General features: G+C 72.8%; 24 protein-coding genes and 1 riboswitch. Of the genes, 9 read left to right on the top strand and 15 right to left on the bottom strand.

Annotated features, from left to right (window positions below):
- From ACSURM_RS15535 to ACSURM_RS15570, 8 genes are read right to left on the bottom strand one after another with little or no spacing between them, the layout of a single operon-like run.
- Positions 1 to 1,995, bottom strand: coding sequence for an NADH-quinone oxidoreductase subunit 5 family protein (locus ACSURM_RS15535; RefSeq protein ID WP_436955594.1), 1,995 nt, complete (start codon positions 1,993 to 1,995; stop codon positions 1 to 3).
- Positions 1,992 to 2,372, bottom strand: coding sequence for an NADH-quinone oxidoreductase subunit NuoK (gene nuoK / locus ACSURM_RS15540; protein WP_189994234.1), 381 nt, complete (start codon positions 2,370 to 2,372; stop codon positions 1,992 to 1,994). The genes ACSURM_RS15535 and nuoK overlap by 4 nt, the downstream gene beginning before the upstream one ends.
- Positions 2,372 to 2,950 (bottom strand): NADH-quinone oxidoreductase subunit J family protein, encoded by a 579-nt coding sequence (locus ACSURM_RS15545; RefSeq protein WP_436955596.1) that lies wholly within the window; start codon positions 2,948 to 2,950, stop codon positions 2,372 to 2,374. Before ACSURM_RS15545 ends, nuoK begins: the two co-directional genes overlap by 1 nt.
- On the bottom strand, positions 2,947 to 3,498 hold the full coding sequence (locus tag ACSURM_RS15550) for a NuoI/complex I 23 kDa subunit family protein (RefSeq protein ID WP_436955598.1): 552 nt from the start codon (positions 3,496 to 3,498) through the stop codon (positions 2,947 to 2,949). Before ACSURM_RS15550 ends, ACSURM_RS15545 begins: the two co-directional genes overlap by 4 nt.
- Positions 3,499 to 4,467 (bottom strand): complex I subunit 1/NuoH family protein, encoded by a 969-nt coding sequence (locus tag ACSURM_RS15555; RefSeq protein ID WP_436955602.1) that lies wholly within the window; start codon positions 4,465 to 4,467, stop codon positions 3,499 to 3,501.
- Positions 4,464 to 6,029: an NADH-quinone oxidoreductase subunit C gene (locus ACSURM_RS15560; RefSeq protein ID WP_436955604.1), complete on the bottom strand. Its 1,566-nt coding sequence runs from the start codon at positions 6,027 to 6,029 to the stop codon at positions 4,464 to 4,466. The genes ACSURM_RS15555 and ACSURM_RS15560 overlap by 4 nt, the downstream gene beginning before the upstream one ends.
- A complete protein-coding gene (locus ACSURM_RS15565; RefSeq protein WP_359048744.1) occupies positions 6,026 to 6,631 on the bottom strand; it encodes an NADH-quinone oxidoreductase subunit B in 606 nt (201 codons plus the stop codon). The genes ACSURM_RS15560 and ACSURM_RS15565 overlap by 4 nt, the downstream gene beginning before the upstream one ends.
- Positions 6,622 to 7,041 carry an NADH-quinone oxidoreductase subunit A gene (locus tag ACSURM_RS15570; protein ID WP_359048746.1) on the bottom strand — a complete coding sequence of 140 codons (420 nt, stop codon included), beginning with the start codon at positions 7,039 to 7,041 and terminating at the stop codon, positions 6,622 to 6,624. The genes ACSURM_RS15565 and ACSURM_RS15570 overlap by 10 nt, the downstream gene beginning before the upstream one ends.
- A gap of 230 nt (positions 7,042 to 7,271) precedes the next feature.
- On the opposite strand from ACSURM_RS15570, the gene ACSURM_RS15575 reads away from it, so the two are divergent.
- From ACSURM_RS15575 to ACSURM_RS15595, 5 genes are all read left to right on the top strand, one after another.
- The gene (locus ACSURM_RS15575; protein WP_436955607.1) at positions 7,272 to 8,480 is read left to right on the top strand and encodes a sensor histidine kinase; all 1,209 of its coding nucleotides are present in this window, start codon (positions 7,272 to 7,274) and stop codon (positions 8,478 to 8,480) included.
- A gap of 198 nt (positions 8,481 to 8,678) precedes the next feature.
- Complete coding sequence (locus ACSURM_RS15580) at positions 8,679 to 10,004, top strand: sensor histidine kinase (protein ID WP_436961108.1); 1,326 nt, start codon at positions 8,679 to 8,681, stop codon at positions 10,002 to 10,004.
- A 265-nt stretch (positions 10,005 to 10,269) separates the two neighbouring features.
- Positions 10,270 to 10,929, top strand: coding sequence for a LuxR C-terminal-related transcriptional regulator (locus ACSURM_RS15585; RefSeq protein ID WP_436961109.1), 660 nt, complete (start codon positions 10,270 to 10,272; stop codon positions 10,927 to 10,929).
- Between the two features lie 258 nt (positions 10,930 to 11,187).
- Positions 11,188 to 13,116 carry a 2-oxoacid:acceptor oxidoreductase subunit alpha gene (locus ACSURM_RS15590; protein ID WP_436955609.1) on the top strand — a complete coding sequence of 643 codons (1,929 nt, stop codon included), beginning with the start codon at positions 11,188 to 11,190 and terminating at the stop codon, positions 13,114 to 13,116.
- Positions 13,109 to 14,170, top strand: coding sequence for a 2-oxoacid:ferredoxin oxidoreductase subunit beta (locus ACSURM_RS15595; protein WP_436955611.1), 1,062 nt, complete (start codon positions 13,109 to 13,111; stop codon positions 14,168 to 14,170). The genes ACSURM_RS15590 and ACSURM_RS15595 overlap by 8 nt, the downstream gene beginning before the upstream one ends.
- A 13-nt stretch (positions 14,171 to 14,183) precedes the next feature.
- On the opposite strand, the gene ACSURM_RS15600 is transcribed toward ACSURM_RS15595, so the two are convergent.
- Positions 14,184 to 14,615 carry a winged helix-turn-helix transcriptional regulator gene (locus ACSURM_RS15600; protein WP_436955613.1) on the bottom strand — a complete coding sequence of 144 codons (432 nt, stop codon included), beginning with the start codon at positions 14,613 to 14,615 and terminating at the stop codon, positions 14,184 to 14,186.
- A 93-nt stretch (positions 14,616 to 14,708) separates the two neighbouring features.
- On the opposite strand from ACSURM_RS15600, the gene ACSURM_RS15605 reads away from it, so the two are divergent.
- Together ACSURM_RS15605 and rarD are read left to right on the top strand one after the other, a co-directional pair.
- Positions 14,709 to 15,563, top strand: coding sequence for an SDR family oxidoreductase (locus tag ACSURM_RS15605; RefSeq protein ID WP_436955615.1), 855 nt, complete (start codon positions 14,709 to 14,711; stop codon positions 15,561 to 15,563).
- Positions 15,564 to 15,735: 172 nt separating this feature from the next.
- Positions 15,736 to 16,692 carry an EamA family transporter RarD gene (gene rarD / locus ACSURM_RS15610; RefSeq protein ID WP_436955616.1) on the top strand — a complete coding sequence of 319 codons (957 nt, stop codon included), beginning with the start codon at positions 15,736 to 15,738 and terminating at the stop codon, positions 16,690 to 16,692.
- A gap of 34 nt (positions 16,693 to 16,726) precedes the next feature.
- On the opposite strand, the gene ACSURM_RS15615 is transcribed toward rarD, so the two are convergent.
- Complete coding sequence (locus tag ACSURM_RS15615) at positions 16,727 to 17,761, bottom strand: hypothetical protein (protein WP_436955618.1); 1,035 nt, start codon at positions 17,759 to 17,761, stop codon at positions 16,727 to 16,729.
- 197 nt (positions 17,762 to 17,958) lie between these two features.
- Here ACSURM_RS15615 and ACSURM_RS15620 point away from each other — a divergent pair, with 197 nt between their 5' ends.
- Positions 17,959 to 18,552: a flavodoxin family protein gene (locus ACSURM_RS15620; protein ID WP_436955619.1), complete on the top strand. Its 594-nt coding sequence runs from the start codon at positions 17,959 to 17,961 to the stop codon at positions 18,550 to 18,552.
- Between the two features lie 30 nt (positions 18,553 to 18,582).
- On the opposite strand, the gene ACSURM_RS15625 is transcribed toward ACSURM_RS15620, so the two are convergent.
- The 4 genes from ACSURM_RS15625 to ACSURM_RS15640 form a co-directional block, all read right to left on the bottom strand.
- On the bottom strand, positions 18,583 to 19,470 hold the full coding sequence (locus ACSURM_RS15625; RefSeq protein ID WP_436955621.1) for an ABC transporter permease: 888 nt from the start codon (positions 19,468 to 19,470) through the stop codon (positions 18,583 to 18,585).
- Positions 19,457 to 20,428, bottom strand: a complete 972-nt coding sequence (locus ACSURM_RS15630; RefSeq protein ID WP_436955623.1) for an ABC transporter ATP-binding protein — start codon at positions 20,426 to 20,428, stop codon at positions 19,457 to 19,459. The genes ACSURM_RS15625 and ACSURM_RS15630 overlap by 14 nt, the downstream gene beginning before the upstream one ends.
- Before the next feature lie 33 nt (positions 20,429 to 20,461).
- A complete protein-coding gene (locus tag ACSURM_RS15635; protein ID WP_436955625.1) occupies positions 20,462 to 21,688 on the bottom strand; it encodes a LolA family protein in 1,227 nt (408 codons plus the stop codon).
- A gap of 414 nt (positions 21,689 to 22,102) precedes the next feature.
- Positions 22,103 to 23,113 carry a polyprenyl synthetase family protein gene (locus ACSURM_RS15640; protein WP_381553583.1) on the bottom strand — a complete coding sequence of 337 codons (1,011 nt, stop codon included), beginning with the start codon at positions 23,111 to 23,113 and terminating at the stop codon, positions 22,103 to 22,105.
- Positions 23,114 to 23,701: 588 nt separating this feature from the next.
- A riboswitch (cyclic di-AMP (ydaO/yuaA leader) is annotated at positions 23,702 to 23,882 on the top strand.
- A 2-nt stretch (positions 23,883 to 23,884) separates the two neighbouring features.
- On the opposite strand from ACSURM_RS15640, the gene ACSURM_RS15645 reads away from it, so the two are divergent.
- Positions 23,885 to 24,367: a transglycosylase SLT domain-containing protein gene (locus ACSURM_RS15645; protein WP_436955627.1), complete on the top strand. Its 483-nt coding sequence runs from the start codon at positions 23,885 to 23,887 to the stop codon at positions 24,365 to 24,367.
- Between the two features lie 29 nt (positions 24,368 to 24,396).
- Here ACSURM_RS15645 and ACSURM_RS15650 read toward each other — a convergent pair whose 3' ends face one another.
- Positions 24,397 to 25,209, bottom strand: a complete 813-nt coding sequence (locus ACSURM_RS15650; RefSeq protein WP_436955628.1) for an HAD family hydrolase — start codon at positions 25,207 to 25,209, stop codon at positions 24,397 to 24,399.
- Positions 25,210 to 25,409 lie beyond the last annotated feature (200 nt).

Here is a 25,409-nt window from a genome sequence, read left to right on the forward strand (position 1 = left end):
TCACGCTCCCGTGGCGACGAGGAGGACGGCGACCGCCAGGACGACGGTGCCGGCGAGCAGCGCGCTCACATAGGTCTGCACATTGCCGGTCTGCGCCCGCCGGACGGCGGCCCCGAGCAGCCGGGGCAGGGCGGCGGCACCGTGCACGTAGGTGTCGACGACCTCGCGGTCCAGGAAGCGCACGAGGCTCGCCCCGGCCCGCACCGGGCGGACGAACAGCGCCGCGTACACGGCGTCCAGGTGGAAGCCCGCCGCGGCGGGCCGGTGCAGCGGGCCGAGCAGCAGCCGTGCGGGGTCCGCCGGGTCGGGCGCGTGGGCGACGTCGCCGTAGGCCGGGCGGTGGGTGGCGATGGCCTCGGCCTCGACCAGTCCGGCGTCCGCCTCGGGGTGGGCGGCGACCGCGCCCAGCGGGGAGCGGGCGGCGAGCGCGGTGGTGCGCTGCCAGGCGCCGTAGGTGAGCAGCCCGCCGACCAGGGCGAGGCCCGTGCCGAGGATGGAGGTGAGCGGGGTCGGGGTGAGGTCGCGGCCGTCGAACCAGTCGGGCAGGACGCGGTAGGCGAGCCCGCCGAGGGCGAGGGAGGGGATCGCGAGGACCCAGAGCACCACGGTCATCGACAGCGGCTGGCGTCCGTGGTCCGGGGCCTCGGTTCCCCGGCCCCGGAAGGCCAGCAGCCACAGCCGGGCCGCGTAGGCGGCGGTCAGCAGGGCGGTGAGCAGGCCGGCGACGAGCACGATCCAGCCGGCCGCGCCGGGGGCGTGCCCGGTGTGGCCCTGGGCGACGTGTTCGGCGGCGCCGAGGACGGACTCCTTGGAGAAGAAGCCGCTGAACGGCGGGATCGCGGCGAGCGCGAGCAGCGCCACGGTCATCGTCCAGTAGGCGTCCGGGACGCGGTCGCGCAGGCCCCGCATGCGGGACATGGCGGCCAGCGAGTTGGTGCCGGCGGCGTGGATGACCACGCCGGCCGCGAGGAACAGCAGCGCCTTGAAGGCGCCGTGCGCGAGGAGGTGGAAGACGGCGGCACCGCGGTCGCCGACGGCGAGGGCGCCGGTCATGTAGCCGAGCTGGCCCACGGTCGAGTAGGCGAGGACGCGCTTGATGTCGTCCTGGGCGAGCGCGGCGAGGGCGGAGCCGGCCATCGTGACGGCGGCCATGACGGCGAGGACCACCATCGCGGCCCGGGATGCCTCGAACAGCGGAAGGAGACGGGCGATGAAGTAGACACCGGCGGCGACCATCGTCGCGGCGTGGATCAGCGCGGACACGGGCGTCGGGCCCGCCATCGCGTCCGGGAGCCAGGTGTGCAGCGGGAACTGCGCCGACTTGCCCGCGACGCCCGCGAGCAGCAGCAGCGCCACCAGTGTCGGGTGGTCGATGCCGCCGCTCGTGACGGCCCCGAGGATCCGGGTGAGCCGGAACGACCCGGCGTCGCCGGCCAGCGCGAACAGGCCGATCAGGAACGGCACGTCGCCGAGCTTGGTGACCAGGAATGCCTTCAGCGAGGCGGCGCGGGCCTCGGGGGTCTCCCAGTAGTGGCCGACCAGGAAGTAGGAGCAGATGCCCATCACTTCCCAGCCGACCAGCAGCACCATCAGATCGCCGGAGTAGACGACCAGGAGCATCGCGGAGGTGAACAGGGAGACGAGCGCGGCGTACGACGGGTAGCGCGGGTCGTCGCGCAGATAGCCGGTGGAGTAGATCTGCACGCAGGTCGCGACGCAGGTGACCAGGACGGCGACGAGCGCGGCGAAGCCGTCGATGTGCAGGGCCAGCTCGATGGGCACGGACCCGGTGGGCGTCAGCTCGGTGTGGGCGTCCACGGCCGTGCCGCCGCCCTGGCGCGCGGCGACCAGCGCGGCCAGGACCAGCGAGGCCAGCGGCGGGAGCACGGCGAGCGGGCGGACGAACCCGGGGGCGGTGCGGCCGAGCAGCAGGCCGGCCGCGGCGCCCAGGAACGGCAGGAGGGGGACGAGGACGGCGAGGGTGGTCGTGGTCACGCGGTGGCCTCAGCCTTCTCGGCCGCGGGGTGGTCGCTGTCGGGGCCCTCCGCGTCGGGACCCTCGGCGGTGTCGCGGAGCTTGTCGATGTCGGAGGTGCCGCGGTTGCGGTACACCGCGAGCACGATCGCCAGGCCGATGCCGATCTCGGCGGCGGCGATGGCGATGGTGAACAGGGTCAGTGCCTGGCCGGAGTGCAGGGTCTCCCGCGCGGTCCGGCTGAGCCACACGTCGAAGGCGACCAGGTTGAGGTTGACGGCGTTGAGCATCAGCTCGACCGACATCAGGACCAGGATCGCGTTGCGGCGGGCGAGGACGCCGTACAGGCCGGTGCAGAACAGGAGGGCGGAGAGTACGGCGGGATAGGCGAGGTGCATCAGCGGGCGCCTTCCTTCCCGGGGGCCGCGGGCGGGGCGTCGGCCTTGGCCTTGCGGGACAGCACGATCGCGCCGACCAGTGCCGCGAGGAGCAGCACGGACAGGGCCTCGAACGGCAGCACCCAGTGCCGGAACAGGCTCGCGCCGGTGACCTCGGTGGTGCCGGCGGCCGGGCCGTCCAGGTCGATCCAGGTGGTGCGGAAGGCGTCCACGACCACCCAGACCAAGGCGACGGCGGCGGCCACCGCGACGGCCAGGGCGGCCCAGCGGTTGCCGGAGTCGGCGTCCGGGGAGCGGCCGATCGGGGCCTTGGTGAGCATCAGACCGAACAGCAGGAGGACGACGACGGAGCCGACGTAGATCAGCACCTGCACCCAGGCGATGAACTCGGCAGTGAGCAGCAGGTACTCCACGGCGAGGCCGCCGAGCGCGACCACCAGCCACAGGGCGGCGTGCACCAGCTGCCGGGTGGTGACGGTGACCAGCGCGGCGCCGAGGGTGACCAGACCGACGAGCAGGAAGGCGATCTCGACGCCGGTCGGGGACAGGAAGCCGTGCGGGGCCTGGGCGAGCGTCATGACGTGCCCTCCCCCGGCTGCGCCTGGGTTGCGGCCAGCTTCTCGGCGGTCTTGCGGGCCGCGGCGATCTCCTTGGGTTCCTCGGCGCCGGGGTCCAGGGCGGGCGGGGCCGGCACGGTCCACATCCACTCGCGGAGCTTGTCCCACTCGTGGGTGAGGTCGCGGATGTCGGTCTCGGCGTACTCGAACTCCGGGGACCAGAACAGCGCGTCGAAAGGACAGACCTCGATGCAGATACCGCAGTACATGCACAGGGAGAAGTCGATCGCGAACCGGTCGAGGACGTTGCGGCTGCGCTCCCGGCCGCCGGGGGCGGCGGGCGGGACGGTCTCCTTGTGGGAGTCGATGTAGATGCACCAGTCCGGGCACTCGCGGGCGCACAGCATGCAGACCGTGCAGTTCTCCTCGAACAGCCCGATCACCCCGCGGGTACGGGGCGGCAGCTCGGGCAGGGCGTCCGGGTACTGCTCGGTGACGGACTTCCTCGTCATCGTGCGCAGGGTGACGGCCAGGCCCTTGGCGAGGCCGGAGCCGGGGATGGGGGCCATTTAGGAGATCACCACCTTGACGATGCCGGTGAGGGCGATCTGGGCGAGGGAGAGGGGGACGAGCAGGGTCCAGGACAGCTTCTGGAGCTGGTCCTCGCGCAGCCGCGGATAGGTCACGCGGAGCCAGATCACGAGGAAGGCGAGGACCGCGGTCTTCAGCAGGGTCCACACCCAGCCGAGGCCGTCGGCGCCCCACGGGCCGTGCCAGCCGCCGAGGAAGAGGACGGTGGTCAGGCCGCACAGGACGACGATGCCCGCGTACTCGGCGAGCAGGAACAGGGCGAAGCGCAGACCGGTGTACTCGGTGTACGCGCCGAAGATGATCTCGGAGTCGGCGACCGGCATGTCGAACGGCGGGCGTTGCAGTTCGGCGAGTCCGGCGACGAAGAAGACGATCGCGCCGACGATCTGCCACGGCAGCCACCACCAGTGGAAGGCGTGCAGGATGCCGGGCAGCGAGACGGTGCCGGCCGCCATCGCGACGGAGGCCGCCGCCAGCAGCATCGGCAGTTCGTAGGAGAGCAGCTGGGCGGCCGTGCGCAGGCCGCCGAGCAGGGAGAACTTGTTGGCGCTGGCCCAGCCGGCCATCAGCGAGCCGAGCACGCCGACGCCCATCACCGCGAGGACGAAGAACACGCCGGCGTCGAGGACCTGGCCGACGGCGCCCTCGCCCGGGCCGATCGGGATGGCGAGCAGGACGAGGAGGTACGGCAGCAGGGCGACGGCGGGAGCGAGCTGGAAGACACGGCGGTCGGCGCCCGCCGGGACCACGTCCTCCTTCTGCGCGAACTTCACGCCGTCGGCGATCAGCTGGGCCCAGCCGTGGAATCCGCCCGCGTACATCGGGCCGAGGCGGCCCTGCATGTGGGCCATCACCTTGTGCTCGGTCTGGCCGACGATCAGCGGGAAGGTGAGGAAGACGGCGAACACGACGAGGAGTCGCAGCGCGACGTCCAGCACGTCGTTCACTGCGGGCCTCCTGTGGGGTCGGTGCCGGGGTCGGGGTCGTTGCCCGGGTCGGGGTCGTCGGGGGTGGCTGGGGTTCGGGGAGTACGGGGTCGGCCGGGCTCGGAGGCGGGTCCGGGCTCGGGAGCGGGGCCGGGCTCGGCTGAGGGGGCCTCGCCGGGTGCCGGGGCCGGCGAGCGCTCGGCTGCCGGGGCCTCGCCCGGTGCCGGTTGCGGTGCCGACGCGCGCCGTGATTCCGGCTCGGGCTGAGGTTCCGGCTCGGGCCGCGGCTCCGGCGCACGCTGCTTCTTCGGCTCGGACTGCTGTGCCGGCTCACGCCGTGATTCCGGCCGCGGCTCCGAAGCCCGCTCCGGCTTCCCGGTCCGCTCCGGCTCGGTCGCCTCGCGGGGCTCCGGCTCGGGGGCCGGTTCCGGCTCCTCGAAGGCCGGGCGGGCGTGGTGCCAGGGGGCGTCCGCGCTGCGCGGGGCGCGGGCGCGCTGGGAGGCCGAGCCCTCCGAGGCGCTGCGGGCACGGCGCGTCGGGGCGGGCGCGGGTCCGGGCTCGTGGGCCACCGATGCCTCGGCGGCCGGGCCTTCCACCGGTCCCTGTGCCGCCGCACCCGTCGCATCGCCCTCGGCCGCGGCCTCCTTGAGCGGCGCCGCGTCCTCGGCCCGGGCCGCCTGCTGACTCGCCGAGCCCTCACCGGCACTGCGCATCCGGCGCGGCCGTGCGGGAACACTCGCATCCCCACCCGGTGCGGCAGCCCCCGGCCGGGCCACCTGGCTCGCCGAACCCTCGCTCGCACTCCGCATCCGCCGCGGCCGAGCAGGCGCACCCGTACTCGGCTCCGTACCCACCCCCGTACCCGGAGCGGCGGCCTCCCCGGCGGCAGCCCCCGCCTGGGCCGTCGTCTGGCTCGCCGAGCCCTCGGAGGCCGAGCGGGTGCGGCGTACCGGGCGATCGCCTGTCGCGCGGGGCGCCGCCGTCCTGGCCGGGCGGGCGGGGGCCGGGGGGAGCTGGCCCTTCAGGGGGCCCCATTCGTTGGGGTCGGGGACGCCCGGCGGCAGCATCTGGCGGCGCTTGGGACCGCCGTGCTCGGACTCGCCGGGCTCCTTGGCGCCCGGCCACGCCTTGGCGACCCGGGCGGCGAGGACGAAGTCCTTGCGGAGGGGGTGGCCCTCGAAGTTCTCGGGGAGGAGCAGGTGCTCCAGGCCCGGGTGGCCCTCGAAGACGACGCCGAACATCTCGTGGGTCTCGCGCTCGTGCCAGCCCGCGCCCGCGTAGACGCCGGTGGCGGAGGGCAGGGCGGGGGCCTCGTGCGGGACCGTCGTACGCACGAGGAGACGGCGGACCGGGTGCAGGGCGACGACGTGCGCGGCGACCCGGAAGCCCGTGCCCGGTTCGTCGACCGCGCTCAGCCAGTCGAAGTAGGTGCAGCCCAGGGTCGTACGGGCCGTCTCCAGGGCGGTGAGCCAGGCGGACGGCGGTACGTCCACGGTCAGGAGGTCGTACGACTCCTCCGCCGTGGCGTCCGGGCCGAAGAGTTCCTCGGCGGGGGCGGGCAGCCAGCCGGCGGCGGTGCTCATCGCGGGCCCTCCTCACCGGCCGGCGCCGGGGGCCGCACCAGGCCGCTCCGCAGGGCCGCGGCGGACGGCCGGCCGGCGGGTCCGTCGCCGTACCGCTCACCGAGCGACTCGCGGGCGATCTTCTCCTGGAGCTTGAGGATGCCCTGGAGCAGCGCCTCGGGGCGCGGCGGGCAGCCGGGGACGTAGACGTCCACCGGGATGATCTGGTCGACGCCCTTGGTGACGGAGTAGGAGTCCCAGTAGGGGCCGCCGCAGTTGGAGCACGCGCCGAAGGAGATGACGTACTTCGGCTCGGGCATCTGCTCGTACAGGCGCTTGACGGCCGGGGCCATCTTGTCCGTCACGGTGCCCGAGACCACCATCAGGTCGGCCTGGCGGGGACCCGGCGCGAAGGGGATGACCCCGAGCCGGATGAAGTCGTGCCGGGCCATCGACGCGGCGATGAACTCGATCGCGCAGCAGGCGAGACCGAAGTTGAACACCCACAGCGAATAGCGGCGGCCCCAGTTCAGGACCACCTTCATCGGCTCGGGCGCCAGCCGCGCCAGCGCCCCCAGCCGCTTGGGCTCGGGCAGGAGAACGGGGTCCGGGTTCACGTCCATGCCAGGACGCCCTTCTTGTATGCGTACAGCAGGCCCACGGCGAGGAAACCGAGGAAGACGAACATCTCCACCAGGGTCGCCGCGCCGTAGCCGGGGGCGGCGAAGACCGTCGCCCAGGGGAACAGGAAGATCGAGTCGACGGCGAAGATCACGTAGAGGAAGGCGTAGACGTAGTAGCGGACCTGGGTGTGGGCCCAGCCCTCGCCGACGGGGTCGACACCGCACTCGTAGGTCAGCAGTTTCTCCGGGGTCGGGACGACCGGGCGCAACAGGCGTCCGGCGCCGAAGGCGACCGCGACGAACAGCACGCCGACGAGGGCGAGCAGCCCGACCACCGAGTAGGACCTGAAGTAGTCGGCCGCGACGACGTGCCCCGCGGCGGCCGCCGAGTCCCCCAACGTCTCCCGCACCGTCCGTCCCTCGCTCCCTGACCTCGTGACCGTGGTGAATTAGTGCACTGGGTGATGCCTCGTGGTTCGAGGATCTGTACGCACGCGAGTCTAGGCCCTGATAAAGAGCGGGTAAGCGGCCTGTCACGCCGTGGGACGGCCCGGGCGGGCCGGGGTGGGGTTTTCCCCCGGCGGCGCAGGGCGGCCTACCACATGGCGGGAACGGTGCCCGGCACGGCAGGCTGACCAGCATGACCGCTCCCCGCCCCGCCGCCGCCCCGATCGGCGGCCCCGACGCAGACGACGGACGCGCCGGCCCGCACCGGCTGCCTCCGCCCCGGCCGGCCTACGACGCGCACACCTGGAAGGAGATCGCGCACCTGCTGCTGAACCTGCCGGTGGCGGTGATCGGTTTCACGTACGCGTTCACCGTGGTGGTGGTCGGCGGCACCCTCACCCTCACCGTGATCGGGCTTCCGCTGCTCGCGGTGTGCCTGCTGATCGCCCGGCAGCTGGGCAAGGCGGAGCGGGCCCGGGCCCGCAAGCTGCTCGGGGTGCGGGTGGAGGAGCCGTCGCCGCTGCCGCTCGCCAGGAGCGGGGGGCCGGTGCATCGGGTGTGGATGGCGCTGAAGGACCCGGTGGGCTGGCGCACCCTGCTGTACGACGTGATCCGGCTGCCGTGGGGCATCCTCACCTTCGTCACCGTGCTGACCTCGCTGTTCGTGCTATGGCCGGTGCTGCCGTACCTGGCGCGGCTGATGGCGAACCTGGACCGGGCGATGGTGCGCGGGCTGCTGTCGCCCTCGGACGAGCTGGAGCGCCGGATCGCCGAACTGGAGTCCGACCGCGGGATCGTGGTGGACACGGCGGCGGCGGACCTGCGCCGGATCGAGCGGGACCTGCACGACGGCGCCCAGGCGCGGCTGGTGAACCTGGCCATGGGGCTGGGCCTGGCCAAGGAGAAGCTGCTGGAGGACCCGGACGCGGCGGCGGCGATGGTGGACGAGGCGCACGGCGAGGTGAAGCTGGCCCTCCAGGAGCTGCGCGACCTGGCCCGGGGCATCCATCCGGCGGTCCTCACCGACCGGGGCCTGGACGCGGCGCTGTCGGCGGTCGCCTCCCGCTGCACGGTGCCGGTGAAGGTGAGCGTGGACCTGCCGGCCCGGCCGGCCCCGGCCATCGAGGGCATCGCCTACTTCACCGTCTCCGAGTTGCTCCAGAACGTCAGCAAGCACAGCGCGGCCCGGTCCGCCTCCGTCGACGCCTGGCGGGCGGACGACCGGCTGATGCTCCAGGTACGGGACGACGGCCGGGGCGGCGCCCGGCTCGACGGGGGCAGCGGCATGCGGGGCCTGGCGGAGCGGCTGGGCGCGGTGGACGGCGTGTTCGTGGTCGACTCCCCGCCCGGCGGCCCGACGGTGGTCACCGCGGAGCTGCCCTGGCGCGACCGGCAGGAGTAGGCCGCGCGGGGCCGCGCGCTCCGGATCCGGGGAAGCAGCGGCCGCTTCGGGCCGGGCGCGGGCACGGGAGTGGGCACGGGGGTGGGGAAAACCCCCCGCTCAAGACGCCGACGGCCTCCATGTCCCCGGAGCGCGCGGCGGACCACTCTGGAGGTACGGCTGAACCGCCGCGTGGACGAGGAGAACGGGACGACACCGATGGCGACGGAGTACGGACACGGGTACGCCTACCGGAGCGAGCGGCCACACCGGCTGCCGGCCGGGCTGCGGGCGCCGTTCGAGGCGCGCAGCTGGCGGGAGTTCGGGTATGTGCTGCTGAGCCTGCCGGTGGCGACCGTGCTGTTCTGCTGGACGGTGACGATGGTCTCCCTCGGCGCGGGCCTGCTGGTGACCTTCCTCGGCATCCCGGTGCTGGCGGCGGCGCTGGCCGGCTGCCGGGGGTTCGGGGTGCTGGAGCGGGCGCGGGCGCGGGCGCTGCTGGGCCTGCGGGTGGCCGATCCGGAGCCGCTGCGTCCGCCCAAGCCGGGCCCGGTGGCCTGGACGGGGGCGGTGCTGAAGAGCGGCTCCTCCTGGCGGCACGCGCTGTACGCGCTGGTGCAGTTCCCGTGGGCGGTGTTCTCGTTCACTGTGGTGGTGACCTTCTGGACCCTGGGCTGGTCGCTGCTGACGTACCCGCTGTGGTTCTGGGTGTTCCCGGCGTACGCCGGTCAGGGCGGTCTCCAGCTGTACGGCGACCGCCACCACAGCGTCTACCTGGACAATCCCTTCGAGATCGGGCTGACCGCGCTGGTGGGGCTGGCGTTCACGCTGGTCGCCCCGTGGCTGGTGCGGGCCCTGACGGCCGTGGACGGGCTGTTGGTGCGCGGGCTGCTCGGGCCGTCGCCGCTGTCGGCGCGGGTGGTGGAGCTGGAGTCGGACCGGGGGGTGGTGGTCGACGCGGCCTCCGCCGATCTGCGCCGCATCGAGCGGGCCCTGCACGACGGCGCCCAGGCCCGGCTGGCCGGTCTGGCCATGGACCTGGGGCTGGCGAAGGAGAAGCTGCGGGACGACCCGGGGGCGGCGGCCCGGCTGGTGGAGGAGGCGCACGGCGAGGTGAAGACGGCCCTCCAGGAGCTGCGCGACCTGGCCCGGGGCATCCACCCGGCCGTGCTCACCGACCGGGGTCTGGACGCGGCGCTGTCGGCGGTCGCCTCCCGCTGCGCGGTGCCGGTCCGGGTGGAGGTCGACCTGCCGGCCCGGCCGGCCCCGGCCATCGAGGGCATCGCCTACTTCACCGTCTCCGAGCTGCTGCGCAACGTCAGCGAGCACAGCGGGGCCCGGTCCGCCTCGGTCGACGTGTGGCGGTCGGACGACCGGCTGCTGCTCCAGGTGAGCGACGACGGCCGGGGCGGCGCCGACCCCGCCCGGGGTTCCGGGCTGGCCGGTCTCGCGGCCCGGCTGGACGCGGTGGACGGCGTCCTCGTGGTGGATTCCCCCTCGGGCGGCCCCACCCGGGTGACGGCGGAACTGCCCTGGCGCGCCTGAACCGGACCGGCCGGACCGCTCCGGCGTGGCCGGAACCGGCGCCGGCCGGACCCTGACACGGCCGGGAAAGAAACCCCCGTCAGCCCCCGGATCTTTCCCTGAAGACGCCGGCGGCCCACGCTCCCGATCCCCGATCTTTCCCCTGGTACGGCGGCGCCGCGGCCCGAAGCCTGGAATGCTGGTCTTCCGTAGGACGGCGGGCGGCCGGGGTGGACGCCCCCGTGACGGATCGTGCTGGGGGGACCGGAAGATCGTGGAGGACAGGGTGCGGGTGGTCATCGCCGAGGATTCGGTGCTGCTCAGAGAGGGCCTGACCCGGCTGCTGACCGACCGCGGGCACGACGTCGTGGCCGGCGTCGGCGACGCGGACGCACTGGTGAAGACCATCGCCGACCTGGACGGCCGGGGCGAGTTGCCGGACGTGGTCGTGGCGGACGTACGGATGCCGCCGACGCACACCGACGAGGGCGTCCGGGCGGCCGTGACGCTGCGCCGGGTCCACCCGGGGCTCGGGGTGCTCGTGCTGTCGCAGTACGTGGAGGAGCGGTACGCCACCGAGCTGCTGGCCGGTTCCAGCCGGGGCGTGGGCTATCTGCTCAAGGACCGGGTCGCGGACGTGCGGGAGTTCGTCGACGCGGTGGTGCGGGTGGCCGAGGGCGGTACGGCGCTGGACCCGGAGGTGGTCGCGCAGTTGCTGGGCCGCAGCCGCAAGCAGGACGTGCTGGCCGGGCTGACCCCCCGGGAGCGCGAGGTGCTCGGGCTGATGGCGGAAGGGCGGACGAACTCGGCGATCGCCCGGCAGCTGGTGGTCAGCGACGGCGCCGTGGAGAAGCACGTCAGCAACATCTTCCTGAAGCTCGGCCTGTCCCCGAGCGACGGCGACCACCGGCGGGTGCTGGCCGTGCTCACCTACCTGAACTCCTGAGACCTGAACTCCTGAGAACGGCCTGTTACGGCAAAACGGCCTGTTACGGCAAAGGCCCCTGAGACGCGCGGAAGCGCCGCGAGCGGCGCTTCCGCGATGCGGGACATGATGTGAAGGCAGCGCGACAGGCCCTCTCGAAATGTCATCCAATCCGCGGATGGCCTCGGGAAGGCGACCCTGACCGACGTAGTGTTGATCCTGGGATGGTCCGTGGGACGACCAGCCCCCGGACAGCCGCCTCGAAGGAGGTCCAGTTCAGTGACCAGCCAGGTCAGCAGCCCAGCGGAGCAGGCCGACGGTACCGTCGTGGGAGAGCAGCGCAAACCGGGCGACGCGAAGGACGTAAGGCGCCTGGACCGGGTGATCATCCGGTTCGCGGGGGACTCGGGTGACGGCATGCAGCTCACCGGAGACCGGTTCACCTCGGAGACCGCTTCTTTCGGCAACGACCTCTCCACGCTCCCGAACTTCCCCGCCGAGATCCGCGCCCCCGCCGGCACGCTCCCCGGGGTGTCGTCCTTCCAGCTCCACTTCGCCGACCACGACATCCTCACCCCCGGGGACGCGCCGAACGTCCTGGTGGCGATGAACCCGGCCGCCCTGAAGGCCAACGTCGGCGATCTGCCGCGCGGCGCCGAAATCATCGTCAACACCGACGAGTTCACCAAGCGCGCCCTGCAGAAGGTCGGCTATGACAGCGACCCGCTGCACGACGGCTCGCTCGACGGCTACCACCTCCACCCGGTGCCGCTCACCACGCTGACCGTGGAGGCGCTGAAGGAGTTCGACCTCTCCCGCAAGGAGGCCGAGCGCAGCAAGAACATGTTCGCGCTGGGTCTGCTGTCGTGGATGTACCACCGGCCCACCGAGGGCACCGAGAAGTTCCTGAAGGCGAAGTTCGCCAAGAAGCCCGAGATCATGGCGGCGAACATCGCGGCGTTCCGGGCGGGCTGGAACTTCGGCGAGACCACGGAGGACTTCGCGGTCTCCTACGAGGTCGCGCCGGCCGCCAAGGCATTCCCGGTCGGCACCTACCGCAACATCTCCGGCAACCTCGCCCTGGCCTACGGCCTGATCGCCGCCTCCCGCCAGGCGGACCTGCCGCTGTTCCTGGGCTCGTACCCGATCACCCCGGCCTCGGACATCCTGCACGAGCTGTCCCGGCACAAGAACTTCGGGGTGCGCACCTTCCAGGCCGAGGACGAGATCGCCGGCATCGGCGCGGCGCTGGGCGCGGCTTTCGGCGGCTCCCTGGCGGTGACGACCACCTCCGGGCCCGGTGTCGCCCTGAAGAGCGAGACGATCGGCCTGGCGGTCTCCCTGGAGCTGCCGCTGCTGGTGGTGGACATCCAGCGCGGCGGTCCCTCCACGGGGCTGCCGACCAAGACGGAGCAGGCCGACCTGCTCCAGGCGATGTACGGGCGCAACGGCGAGGCACCGGTGCCGGTGGTCGCCCCGCGCACCCCGGCGGACTGCTTCGACGCGGCCCTGGAGGCGGCGCGGATCGCGCTCACGTACCGCACGCCGGTGATGCTGCTGTCGGACGGCTACCTGGCCAACGGCTCCGAGCCGTGGCGCATCCCGGAGCTGGAGGAACTGCCCGACCTCAAGGTCCGCTTCGCGCAGGGACCGAACCACACGCTGGCCGACGGCACCGAGGTGTTCTGGCCGTACAAGCGGGACCCGCAGACCCTGGCCCGGCCGTGGGCGATCCCGGGCACCCCGGGCCTGGAGCACCGCATCGGCGGCATCGAGAAGCAGGACGGCACGGGCAACATCTCCTACGACCCGGCCAACCACGACTTCATGGTGCGCACCCGGCAGGCCAAGATCGACGGCATCGACGTCCCCGACATCGAGGTCGACGACCCGCACGGCGCGAAGACCCTCGTCCTGGGCTGGGGCTCCACCTACGGCCCGATCACGGCGGCGGTACGGCGGCTGCGGGCGGCCGGCGAGTCGATCGCCCAGGCCCACCTGCGCCACCTCAACCCCTTCCCGCGCAACCTCGGCACGGTCCTCAAGGGCTACGACAGAGTGGTGATCCCCGAGATGAACCTCGGCCAGCTCGCGACCCTGATCCGGGCGAAGTACCTGGTCGACGCCCACTCCTACAACCAGGTCAACGGCATGCCGTTCAAGGCGGAACAGCTCGCCGCGGCGCTGAAGGAGGCCATCGATGACTGACGCCACCAACGGGCTGCTCCAGCTGGTCCCCAAGGCCGAGGCCAAGCAGTCGATGAAGGACTTCAAGTCGGACCAGGAGGTGCGCTGGTGCCCCGGCTGCGGTGACTACGCCATCCTCGCGGCCGTGCAGGGCTTCATGCCCGAACTGGGCCTGGCCCGGGAGAACGTCGTCTTCGTCTCCGGCATCGGCTGCTCCTCCCGCTTCCCGTACTACATGAACACCTACGGGATGCACTCCATCCACGGCCGCGCCCCCGCCATCGCCACCGGCCTGGCCACCTCCCGCCGCGACCTGAGCGTCTGGGTCGTCACCGGCGACGGCGACGCCCTGTCCATCGGCGGCAACCACCTGATCCACGCCCTGCGCCGCAACGTCAACCTGAAGATCCTGCTGTTCAACAACCGGATCTATGGCCTGACCAAGGGCCAGTACTCCCCCACCTCCGAGGTCGGCAAGATCACCAAGTCGACGCCGATGGGCTCGCTGGACGCCCCGTTCAACCCGGTGTCGCTCGCGCTCGGCGCGGAGGCGTCCTTCGTCGCCCGCACCATCGACTCCGACCGCAAGCACCTGACGGAGGTGCTGCGCGCCGCCGCCGCCCACCCGGGCACGGCGCTCATCGAGATCTACCAGAACTGCAACATCTTCAACGACGGCGCCTTCGACTCCCTGAAGGACAAGCAGCGCGCCGAGGAGGCGCTGATCCGGCTGGAGCACGGGCAGCCGATCCGGTTCGGCACCGACGGCGCCCGGGGCGTCGTACGCGACCGGGCCACCGGCGACCTGAAGGTGGTCACCGTGACGCCGGAGAACGAGGCGGACATCCTGGTCCACGACGCCCACGCCGCGTCCCCGACCACCGCCTTCGCCCTGTCCCGTCTCGCCGACCCCGACACCCTGCACCACACCCCCGTCGGGGTGTTCCGCTCGGTCGACCGGCCGGTCTACGACACCCTGATGGCCGACCAGCTCGACACCGCCGTGGAACAGCACGGCAAGGGCGACCTCGCCGCGCTGCTCGCGGGCGGCGACACCTGGACGGTCGTCGGCTGACCCTCCCGCCGATTCACGAGGCCCGGGACCGGACGTCCCGGGCCTCGTCGTATGCCCGGCCGGCGCCCCGGGCGTCGTCGTACGCCCGGCGGGCGGCCTCGACCCGGTCCATGCGGTCGTGGGTCCACCGGGCGAGGGCCCGCACCTGTTCCGCCGCCTCGCGGCCGAGAGCGGTGAGCGAGTAGTCGACGCGGGGCGGGATGACCGGTTTGGCGTCGCGGTGCACCAGGCCGTCGCGCTCCAGGGTCTGGAGGGTCTGGGTGAGCATCTTCTCGCTGACGGTCCGGCCGGAGCCGCCGACCGCCCGGCGCAGCTCGCTGAACCGGTACGACCGCTCCAGCAGCTCGATCAGGACGAGGACGCCCCAGCGGCTGGTGACGTGCTCCAGGACCAGGCGGTGGGGGCACAGCGCCTCCGCGTCCGCCCCACTCTTGCTTACCGGCATGCCAGTACCTTACTTCAAAGTGGGTACTTTCTCATCCACAGCGCTTCCCGTACGGTCGGTGTCATCAGGACATCGATCCCAAGGAGTCGAACCATGAGCATCGTCGTCACCGGAGCCACCGGACACCTCGGCCGTCACGTCGTGGCGCAGTTGCTGGAGAAGGTCCCGGCGGAGCACATCACCGCCGTGGTCAGGGACGCGGCGAAGGGCGCCGACCTCGCCGCGCGGGGCGTACGGCTGGCCGTCGCCGACTACGACGCGCCCGAGACCCTGGACGGCCTGTTCGCGGCCGGCGACAAGGTCCTGCTGATCTCCGGCAGCGAGGTCGGCAAGGACCGGGTGGCGCAGCACACGGCCGTCATCGAGGCGGCGAAGGCGGCCGGTGTGGCGCTGCTCGCCTACACCAGCGCCCCGGGCACCCTGACGGCCGCGCTGGCGGACGACCACCGGGCGACCGAGAAGGTGCTGCTCGCCTCCGGCCTGCCCTACACCCTGCTGCGCAACGGCTGGTACCACGAGAACTACACCGAGCACCTGGCGCCGGTGCTGGAGCACGGCGCGGTCGTGCAGGCCGCCGGTGACGGCCGGGTCTCCTCGGCCGCCCGCGCCGACTACGCCGCCGCCGCGGTCGCGGTGCTGACCGGCGAGGGCCACGAGAACGCCACGTACGAGCTGGGCGGCGACGAGGCGTGGAGCTTCACCGAGTACGCGGCCGAGCTGAGCCGGCAGACCGGCCGGGAGATCGGGTACCGGCCGGTCTCGGTGGCGGAGCTCACCGGCGTCCTGACCGGCGCCGGGCTGCCCGAGCCGCTGGCCGGGATCCTCGCCGGCGTGGACGCCTCGATCGCCGAGGGCGAGCTGGTCGTCTCCTCCGGCGACCTCTCCCGGCTGATCGGCCGCCCCACCACTCCGCTGGCCGAGGCCGTCACGGCCGCGCTGAAGAGCTGATCCGGCCGAAGGGCGGCTCGGCCGGAGAAGCGGCTTCGCCGAAGGGCCTGCTCATCCGCCCCCCTCCCCTGTCATGACCGTATGACGAAACGAACATGACACCGGAGGGCGTCCGGCGCTACCTTCGTGCTCGCGCGTCCGCACCGGGCGCGCGAGCGAGAGGGAGGGGCCGGTGGCCGGCAAATCCGAGGGTGAGCACCGAATAGGCCTGCTGAACGGCTTCGCCGCCTACGGGATGTGGGGCCTGGTGCCCCTGTTCTGGCCCCTGCTGAAACCGGCCGGGGCCATGGAGATCCTCGCCCACCGCATGGTGTGGTCCCTGGCGGTGGTCGCCGTCGCGCTGCTCTTCGTGCGCCGCTGGGCCTGGGCCGGACAGCTGCTGCGCCAGCCCCGGCGGCTCGGACTGGTCGCTGTGGCGGCCGCCGTGATCACCGTCAACTGGGGCGTGTACATCTGGGCGGTCAACGCGGGCCACGTCGTGGAGGCCTCGCTGGGCTACTTCATCAACCCGCTGGTCACCATCGCGATGGGCGTGCTGATCCTCAAGGAGCGGCTGCGGCCCGCGCAGTGGGTGGCGGTCGCGGTCGGCCTCGCCGCCGTCGTCGTCCTCACCGTCGGCTACGGCCGTCCGCCGTGGATCTCACTGTGCCTCGCCTTCTCCTTCGCCACCTACGGGCTGGTGAAGAAGAAGGTCGACCTCGGCGGGGTGGAGTCGCTGGCCGCCGAGACCGCGATCCAGTTCCTGCCGGCACTGGGCTATCTGATCTGGCTGGCCGCGCAGGGGGACGCCACGTTCGCGGCCGAGGGCGCCGGACACGCCGTCCTGCTCGCCTCCACCGGCCTGGTCACCGCCGTGCCGCTGGTCTGCTTCGGCGCGGCGGCGATCCGCGTGCCCCTGTCCACGCTGGGCCTGTTGCAGTACCTCGCCCCGGTCTTCCAGTTCCTGCTCGGCATCCTCTACTTCCACGAGGCCATGCCGGCCGAGCGGTGGGCCGGGTTCGCGCTGGTCTGGCTGGCGCTGGTGCTGCTCACGGTCGACGCGCTGCGCTTCTCCCGGCGCCCGCGCCGGCTCCCCGTACCGGCGCCCCGCACCACCGAGACACCCTCGTCGGCACCCGCGGACGTCTGACCCGCGAGTACTACAGGAGGTAGTGCCGGGGCGGTCAGCCCTGTGCCGCCTTGGCCGCACGGTCGGCCAGCCGGACCATGCGGGCGCGGGCGGCCTCCAGCGGGCGGGGATCGTCCGCGGCGGGGCCCGGCTCGGCGCCGAGGTCCGTCCACAGGCCGATCAGGTCCCGGCCCAGCCGCAGGCCCTCCTCCGGGTCGCGCACCGCACGCCACGCGGTCGCCGCGCTCTGGAGGTTCCCGTAGGCGGCCTGACCGTCCCCGGTCCGGCGGCGCAGCCGGACCAGCTCCAGCGACAGCCGGCAGGCACGCACGGGATCGTCCGCCAGGTAGGCGATGTAGGCGGACAGCTCGCGCACGTGCAGCACCTCGGCGTGGTGCGGGCCGAACACGGCGGCGGCCTCGGCGAGCGTCCGTTCGGCGAGTTCCGCCGCCGCGTCGACACGGCCCGCTCGCACGGCCTCGTTGATCCGGCCCATCGGCTCGGCGAGCAACTCCGCGCCCTCGGCGGTCTCGGTCAGCGGCCCGTCCCCGAGCACCTCCTCGGCGACCGCGTCGAAGCCGTGGGCCGGGGTCTGCGCGGGGGCGGGCTCGTCGTAGGGCAGCCCCAAGCCCAAGGCCGCACCGGCACCCGAGGCCGTACCCCTACCCGCGCCCGAGGCCGCTCCCGCACCCGCACCGGCGCCCGAGGCCGCACCCGTACCCGTGCCCCCGGCCGGCGCCTGCGGGGCCCCCGGCTCACTGTGCGCCGCGGCGGCCGTGTCCGGTGTCCGGGGCGCCGTCAGCCGGACCGGTTCGCCGGTCACCCGGCTGGAGCCGTCGGCCGAGACCTCCAGCGGGACCACACAGCCCGCGAGGTCGTCGTGGACCGTGGCGTGCACGGGCGCCCCGACGCTGATGGCCAGGCTCTGGAGGCGGTTCAGGACGGCCTGCTGGATCCCCTCGCCGGGCGCCGCGGCGACCGGCACCCCGTCCACGGAGGCGCTTCCCGGGCCGTACACCCGGACGGGCACCGCCGCCGGGTACCCCACGGTCCGCGGCACCCGCTTCTTCTCGAAGCTGAGTCCAGCCATCGGTGTCCCTCCACTCCCCCGGCGTCGCGGTCCGGTCCCGCACATCCTGACCACCAGTGTGTCGGCTGCCCACGGCTGCCGGGTCACCGCGACGTCACAGACTCGCACCAGCGACCCCTGGCGCTAATTGAATGCGTGTGCATAAGATGCATGCGCACCTTGTTCGTAGGTACGACCCGACGCACCTGGGGGTCCTCATGAACCGCCGCTTTCTCTTCGTCCTGGGCAGCGCCCGCGCCGAGGGCAACACCGAGCTGCTGGCCCGCCGGGCCGCCGAACAGCTCCCCGCCGACGTCGAACAGCGCTGGATCGACCTCGCCGAGCAGCCGCTGCCCGACTTCGAGGACCTGCGGCACGACAGCGACCACGTACGGCCGCCGTCCAGCACCCCGACCGGACTGCTGCTGGACGCCACGCTCGCGGCCACGGACATCGTGATCGCCTCGCCGGTGTACTGGTACTCGGTCTCCGCCCAGACCAAGCGCTACCTGGACCACTGGTCCGGCTGGCTGCGCATCCCGGGCCTCGACTTCAAGACGCGCATGGCCGGCCGCACCCTCTGGGGCGTCGCCGCGCTCGCGGACGAGGAGCTGTCCGTGGCCGACCCGTACGCCGGCACCCTGCACAACTCGGCCGCCTACATGGGGATGCGGTTCGGCGGGGTACTGCTGGGCAGCGGCAGCAAGCCGGGCGACGTCCTGAACGACACCGGGGCGCTGACGCGCGCCAAGACCTTCTTCGCCCAGGACGCGCCCCTCGCGCGCTTCCCGTACGAGACGGCCGCCGTCTGAACCCGCGCCTGGGGCCGCCCGCGGGCGGCCCTAGGCGGTGATGTCCTTGGCCGTGAACCGCGCCCAGGCCGCCGAGCCGAACACGGCCGCGTACAGCCCCTGGAGGCCGAGGTCGCGCAGCAGGTCGTCCCAGTAGACGGGGTCGCGCATCAGGTCGGCGAACGACAGCCAGTAGTGCGAGAAGAGGTACGGCTGCACCGCGTGCAACTGGGGTATCTGGTCCACGATCTGCACGGTGATGAGCAGGCCGACCGTGGTCGCCATCGCCGCGATGCCGCTGTTGGTGAGGGTCGACACGAACAGGCCGAGGGCCGCCACCCCCACCAGGGAGGCCGCGACGACCAGGGCGATCAGGGCCGCGCGGGCCAGCCCCTCGCCGAGGCCGATCCGGGTGCCGGAGATCGTCGTCAGCTCGCCGAGCGGGAACAGCAGCGCCCCCACGATCAGCGCCGAGACCGCGACCACCAGGGTGGCCAGCAGGCAGAAGGCCAGCACGGTCGCGTACTTGGTGAAGAGCAGCCGCGTGCGGCCGGCCGGGGCCACCAGCAGATAGCGCAGGGTGCCCGCGCCCGCCTCCCCGGCGATCGCGTCGCCGGCCACGACGCCGACCGCCATCGGCAGGAAGAACGGCAGGGTCGCGGCCAGCGCGGTGAACACCAGGAACAGTCCGTTGTTGGTGATCTGCGCGATGAAGGCCGGGCCCTCGCCGCCCCCGCCGCCCGCCTGCCCGCCGCCCCGGGTCTCGATCCGCACCGCGATCCCGACCAGCACCGGCACCGCGGCCAGCACCCCGAGCAGGGCGAGCGTGCGCCACCGCCGGACGGTGGTGACCAGCTCGCTGCGCAGCAGCCCGAGGGCCCACAGCGGGTTCGGCCGGCGCACGGCGGCGGCCGTGGCCGGGTGGTCAGCCCGCGACATCGAAGCCCTCCCCGGTCAGCGCCACGAACGCGTCCTCCAGCGAGACGCGTTCCACGGTCAGGCCACGGACCCGGACCCCGGCGGCGACCAGGGCCGCGGTCACCTCGGCGAGGTCCCGGCCGGGCGGTTCGCCGGTGACCCGGTCGCCGTCGGCGGTCACGTCCCCGACGCCCAGTTCCTTCAGCACCCGGGCCGCCTCGGCCGGGTCCGGGGTGGTCACGACCAGCCGGCCGTGCGCCCCGGCCGCCAGGTCGGCCACCTCGCCCTGGACGACGAGCCGGCCCTGCGCCATCACCGCCGCGTGGGTGCACACCTGCTCGATCTCGTCCAGCAGGTGGGAGGAGAGGAACACGGTCGTACCGTCGGCGGCCAGCTCCCTGACCAGGGTGCGGATCTCGCGCATGCCCTGCGGGTCGAGGCCGTTGGTGGGCTCGTCCAGCACGAGCAGCCGACGCGGCTGGAGCAGTGCGGCGGCCAGGCCCAGGCGCTGTTTCATGCCGAGCGAGTACGCCCTCGCCTTCTTGCCGGCGGCCGCCGTCAGGCCGACCCGGTCCAGCGCGGCGGCCACGCGCGCGTGCCGGGTGCGCGGGTCGGCGGTGGGGTCGGCGGAGTCGTAGCGCACCAGGTTGTCCCGGCCGGAGAGGAAGCCGTACAGGGCGGGGCCCTCGATGAGGGCCCCGACCCGCGGAAGGACCGTACGGGCCGCCCGCGGCATGGGGCGGCCGAGCAGCCGGACCGTGCCCGCGGTCGGTTCGATCAGGCCCATCAACATCCGGATGGTGGTGGTCTTGCCGGAGCCGTTCGGGCCGAGGAAGCCGAAGACGCTGCCCGCCGGGACGGTCAGGTCCAGACCGTCCACGGCGAGCTGTCCGCCGCGGTAGCGCTTGGTGAGCCCGCGCGTGTCGATCACGCTCGCCGGATCGCCGTCCGGCAGGCCGCCGCGCTCACGTCCGTCCATCGGCTTCCCCTCGTTCCGTCGGACCCCTGGGGGTCACTTCCCCGCGTCGGCCGCCTTCACCAGGGTCTCCTTCGTCACCAGGCCGGCGTACACCTTGCCGTCGTCGGTGATCAGGGCGTTGACCAGGCGGGTGGAGAAGACCGTGCCCTTGCCGAACTTCCCGGAGACCGGGTCGCCGAGCGAGCCGAGGAAGCCGCCGAGGTCACCGCCCTGGGAGCCGGTGGGCAGGCCGCCCTTGGCGCCGGTGTCGAACGTGGCGACGGACGTCCAGCCCTTGCCGATGACCTCCGGCCCGCCGAGGTGCCCGGTGAGGTCCTCGTCGTGCTCGGGGGCCGGGGTCCTGGCCGCCGTGTCCTTCTCCTCGGTGACCTTCGCGCCCTTCGGCGGGGTGAAGTCGAAGGTGGAGGCGGCCGGCCGGGCGAACGAGACCTGGGTGAAGCCGGCGTCGACCACGGCGGCCCCGCCGCTCCTCGGAGTGAGGGTGAACTTCAGCGGCATGTACGTCTTCGCGTCCACGGCGATGCTGATGGCGCCGACCGTGGTGCCGGACTGCCGGGGCCGGATCAGCAGCTTGTAGGCGTCGCGGCCGGCCACCTGCGCGGTGCCGTCGACGGTGACGGACGTGGTGTCGTCCACCGCCTTCAGCGCCTCCTCGGCGAAGTCCTCGGGCGTGGCCGGCGGCTCGGCCCGGCGCTCCTCGCCGGTCCCGGCCGCGGTGGAGTGGTAGACCTCGTTGCTCTTGCTGTCGTAGCCCCAGACGTCCTTGCCGTCGTGGATCAGGCTGTACTCGGCGCCGCGCTCCAGCAGCGACACCTTCTGCCGGTCCGGGCCGTCGGCGGCGACCCGCAGGGTGTGCATGCCGGACGCCAGCTCGGTGAGCCTGGAGCGCGGGTCGGCGGAGGAGCCGTCGCCGGAGCCGCCGTGGCCGTCGCCGTCGCCGTTGCCGGAGAGCAGGCCGTCCTCCAGGCCGCCGAGGTCGGGCAGGCCGAGGTCGGTGGTGATCTTCACGGTGCCGGACAGCTGCCGCACGTCCGACTCGGTCATCTTGTCGATGAGCTGCTGCGCGGTGATCTTCGGCAGGTCGGGGTCGCCGGATTCGGCGAGCGCCGGGACGAGCCCGATCGTGGCCGCCGCCACCCCCGCCACCGCGACGGGAACGGCGTACCGGGCGGCCTTGCGCCGGCCGGAACGCGGGGCCCCGTCCCGCTCGGCCCCCTCGTGCGCGGCGCCCACTGTGTCGCCGGATTCGTACGGTGCCATGTGTGCCTTACCTCCGTCGTCGGCGGCGGCTGTTCTCACGCTGGTCAACCCTGAGCCGCCATTCTCACCCGAATCGATGAGTTGTGGTGATGCGTGCGGTTTCCATATGACCAAATTCGCCGTGAGGAAGCGTCAGCCCTCGGAGGCAACTGCGCCTACGCCTGCGGTATGACACCCGACGCCCCTGTCCCCCCGCGACCCGTAGGGGTCGTGAGGAAGGCCGCCCCCATGCGAGGGACGCGGGATCCGGCCACGGGAGGCACACCGGCACCAGGCTCCGGCGGGACCGTGCGGGAATCCGTCAGGGGTCGTACGGTCGTACGTCGGTTCCGTACGACCGTCCAGTCGTACGCCGGCCGGGGCGGTGGGGCGGTCGTCCCAGGTGGGGCGGTCGGCCGGGCGGGCCGGGCCGGGTCAGCCGGCGCGGTGGACCACCGCGTCGCACAGTTCCACCAGCGCGGCCTTGGCGTCGCACTCCGGCAGCGGGGCCAGCGCGGCCCGCGCCTCCTCCGCGTACCGGACCGTGTCCCGGCGGGCCTGCTCCAGCGCGGGGTGGGCGCGCAGCGCGGCCAGCGCGCGGGCGTGCCGGGTGTCGTCGCTGAGGTCGGAGTCCAGCAGTTCGCACAGGGCGATGTCCTCGGCCAGCCCGAGCCGGGCGGCCCGCTCGCGCAGCCGGAGCACCGGCAGTGTCGGGATGCCCTCGCGCAGGTCGGTGCCCGGGGTCTTGCCGGACTCGTGGGAGTCGGAGGCGATGTCCAGGACGTCGTCCGCCAGCTGGAAGGCGACGCCGAGCCGTTCGCCGTACTGGGTGAGCACGTCCACGACCCGCTCGCCGGCGCCGGACATCATCGCGCCGAACCGGCAGGACACCGCCACCAGGGAGCCGGTCTTGCCGGCCAGCACGTCCAGGTAGTGCTCGACCGGGTCGCGGCCGTCCGACGGGCCCGCGGTCTCCAGGATCTGCCCGGTGACCAGCCGTTCGAACGCCAGGGCCTGCACCCGGACCGCCTCCGGACCGAGGTCGGCGAGGATCTGGGAGGCGCGGGCGAAGAGGAAGTCGCCGGTGAGGACCGCGACGGAGTTGCCCCAGCGGGTGTTGGCGCTGTCCACCCCGCGCCGTACGGCCGCCTCGTCCATGACGTCGTCGTGGTACAGCGTGGCCAGGTGGGTGAGCTCCACGACCACGGCCGACGGCACGACGCCCGGCGCGTACGGGTCGCCGAACTGGGCGGCGAGCATCACGAGCAGTGGCCGGAATCGTTTGCCGCCGGCCCGCACGAGGTGCTGCGCGGCCTCGGTGATGAACGGGACCTCGCTCTTGGTGGCATCGAGCAAGCCTTCCTCGACAGCCGCCAATCCGGCCTGGACATCGGCTTCGAGAGCCTGGTCCCGCACGCTCAGCCCGAACGGCCCGACGACGGTCACGAGGGGTCTCCTGTCTGCTGGTGTCTGCTGGCGATTACACGGTTTGTCGATAGGTCGCTGCCATCACTCAAGTCAGCGTATCCGGTCCTGTTTCGATCACCGATAGCGCCCACCGGTCCAGCCTGGGTGGTATCGGATCATGACCGGCATGGTTTTGCTCACACGGTAATAAAGGGACATATATCGACTTAACGGTAATCCGGATACCGTGTCGCAACCTCTCCACACCTTCCTCACCTCACTTCTCCCCGGCCGGCCCCTGTGGCAACGAAGCGCGCCACACACCGGGTTCCACCACGACTCGGACTTCAGGCCCGAATCCCCCTAATCCCTCATGTCCGATTTGAATTCTTTTGCTATTTCGTGAATTGGGTCACTCGGCCGACTCGTCCGCGCCACCCGGCACTCCGCCCGCCACCCTTGCCCCGACCGCGAGTTGAGGATGTGCGACCGCAAAGGATCAGGCACCCCATACGATGTCGATCAAGGTCAAATCGCACGTTGTATGAATCCGGTACTTGTTCCCGACATGTGCTCTCGCATACGTTCCGGGCCGTCGGGCGGACGCCGAATCCTGCCGCCGCCCGCGTAACCCATTCACGAACTCATTCGTACGGCAGGAGCGGGGGACCCAGGTAAGTCGCCGCGCCGGACGGCATCCGCCGCACCGGAACGGCTCGGGGTGAAGCCGTGCCTCCTTCCGGGCACGGCCGGGCACCTCCCCGCCCGAACCCGACAGCTCACCTCGCAGGCGCCGGAGAGGAACATTCGATGCCTGCTGCCGCTCGGCTCCGCCGTACCCGGACCACCCGCCACGCCCGCTCCCTCGCCGCCGCCTGCGCCGCCGCCCTCGCCCTGCCGCTCATCGGCGCGACCGGCGCGTCCGCCGCCACCGCCGCGGCCCCGACGGTGGGCACCACCCCCGCCGGATACCCGGACAACCTCGACGGCTGGATCCGCGAATCGCTCGCGATCATGGCCGAGAAGAAGATCCCGGGCACCTACAACGGCATCCACCGCAACATCATCCGCGAGTCCTCCGGCAACCCGGCGGCCATCAACCTCTGGGACTCCAACGCGGCCAAGGGCATCCCGTCCAAGGGCCTGCTCCAGGTCATCGACCCCACCTTCAACGCGTACCACGTCGACGGGACGTCCTTCGACATCTACGACCCGGTCGCGAACATCACCGCCGCCTGCAACTACGCGGCGGACCGGTACGGGTCGATCGACAACGTCTTCGGCGCCTACTGACCGGCCCGGCCGCCCAGCTCTTCCCCCGGTCAGGCGGCCGGGAACAGTCTTTCGAGGACGACGGCCACGCCGTCGTCCTCGTTCGACACCGTGACCTCGTCGGCCACCGCCTTCAGCTCGGGGTGCGCGCCGGCCATGGCGACACCGCGCGCCGCCCAGCGGAACATGGGGATGTCGTTGGGCATGTCGCCGAAGGCCAGAGCCCGTTCGGGACCGACCCCCAGCCGCTCGGCGGCCAGCGCCAGACCGGTCGCCTTCGTCACCCCGCTCGGCTGGAGCTCCACGGTGCCCGGCCCCGACATCGTGACGGTCGCCAGCGAGCCCACCGCCGAGCGCGCCACCGCCGCCAACTCGTCGTCGGACAGCTCGGCGTGCCGCAGCAGCACCTTGCTGATGGGCTCGGCCCACAGCTCGGCGCGCCGGCCGACCCGCACCGCGGGCAGCGTCGGGTGCGGCATCCGGTAGCCGGGCTCGATGAGCGTGCGCCCGTCCTCGCCGTCCTGGTCGACCGCCGCGTACACCTGCCCCACCTCCGCCTCGACCTTGCCGAGCGCGGTCTCCGCCAGCTCCCGGTCCAGCCGGACCGACCACAGCAGCCGGCCGGCCCGGGCGTCGTAGACCTGCGCTCCCTGCCCGCACACCGCCAGCCCGGTGCAGCCGAGGCGCGCGAGCAGGGACCGTACCCGCGGCGCCGGGCGGCCGGTGACCACCAGGTGCCGGGCCCCGGCCCGCGCCACCCGCGCGAGCGCGGCGAGCGACCGGTCGGAGACGGTGTCGTCGCCGCGCAGCAGTGTTCCGTCCAGGTCAGTGGCGATGAGGGCATATGCCGGGGTGGATGCCATGCCCAGAGAATACGGACCCCGGGCCCCGCCGACTCCTCCTCTGTTCCCCCCTGTCGCCGTACCGCCCGCCCCCAACTGCCGTCCGCGGACGGCTCGGTGACGAAAACCCGCCGCACTGTCGTGGGCCCGTGCGAGCACTCTTTCGAGCAAGCCCCGGGACACGAAGACCACTGCCCATGACACGCGTGTCGGCCGTAACG

Origin of the sequence: Streptomyces sp. SudanB182_2057, from assembly GCF_964272715.1 — a bacterium.
GTDB classification, from domain to species: Bacteria; Actinomycetota; Actinomycetes; order Streptomycetales; family Streptomycetaceae; genus Streptomyces; species Streptomyces rubradiris.

Bases quoted from the DNA above. Each gene is read 5' to 3' on its own strand.
- nuoK (WP_189994234.1), bottom strand. From the start codon at position 2,372: ATGCACCTCGCCTATCCCGCCGTACTCTCCGCCCTCCTGTTCTGCACC.
- ACSURM_RS15545 (WP_436955596.1), bottom strand. From the start codon at position 2,950: ATGACGCTCGCCCAGGCCCCGCACGGCTTCCTGTCCCCGACCGGCGTC.
- ACSURM_RS15550 (WP_436955598.1), bottom strand. From the start codon at position 3,498: ATGGCCCCCATCCCCGGCTCCGGCCTCGCCAAGGGCCTGGCCGTCACC.
- ACSURM_RS15560 (WP_436955604.1), bottom strand. From the start codon at position 6,029: ATGAGCACCGCCGCCGGCTGGCTGCCCGCCCCCGCCGAGGAACTCTTC.
- ACSURM_RS15565 (WP_359048744.1), bottom strand. From the start codon at position 6,631: ATGGACGTGAACCCGGACCCCGTTCTCCTGCCCGAGCCCAAGCGGCTG.
- ACSURM_RS15575 (WP_436955607.1), top strand. From the start codon at position 7,272: ATGACCGCTCCCCGCCCCGCCGCCGCCCCGATCGGCGGCCCCGACGCA.
- ACSURM_RS15580 (WP_436961108.1), top strand. From the start codon at position 8,679: ATGGCGACGGAGTACGGACACGGGTACGCCTACCGGAGCGAGCGGCCA.
- ACSURM_RS15595 (WP_436955611.1), top strand. From the start codon at position 13,109: ATGACTGACGCCACCAACGGGCTGCTCCAGCTGGTCCCCAAGGCCGAG.
- ACSURM_RS15600 (WP_436955613.1), bottom strand. From the start codon at position 14,615: ATGCCGGTAAGCAAGAGTGGGGCGGACGCGGAGGCGCTGTGCCCCCAC.
- ACSURM_RS15605 (WP_436955615.1), top strand. From the start codon at position 14,709: ATGAGCATCGTCGTCACCGGAGCCACCGGACACCTCGGCCGTCACGTC.
- ACSURM_RS15615 (WP_436955618.1), bottom strand. From the start codon at position 17,761: ATGGCTGGACTCAGCTTCGAGAAGAAGCGGGTGCCGCGGACCGTGGGG.
- ACSURM_RS15620 (WP_436955619.1), top strand. From the start codon at position 17,959: ATGAACCGCCGCTTTCTCTTCGTCCTGGGCAGCGCCCGCGCCGAGGGC.
- ACSURM_RS15625 (WP_436955621.1), bottom strand. From the start codon at position 19,470: ATGTCGCGGGCTGACCACCCGGCCACGGCCGCCGCCGTGCGCCGGCCG.
- ACSURM_RS15630 (WP_436955623.1), bottom strand. From the start codon at position 20,428: ATGGACGGACGTGAGCGCGGCGGCCTGCCGGACGGCGATCCGGCGAGC.
- ACSURM_RS15635 (WP_436955625.1), bottom strand. From the start codon at position 21,688: ATGGCACCGTACGAATCCGGCGACACAGTGGGCGCCGCGCACGAGGGG.
- ACSURM_RS15645 (WP_436955627.1), top strand. From the start codon at position 23,885: ATGCCTGCTGCCGCTCGGCTCCGCCGTACCCGGACCACCCGCCACGCC.
- ACSURM_RS15650 (WP_436955628.1), bottom strand. From the start codon at position 25,209: ATGGCATCCACCCCGGCATATGCCCTCATCGCCACTGACCTGGACGGA.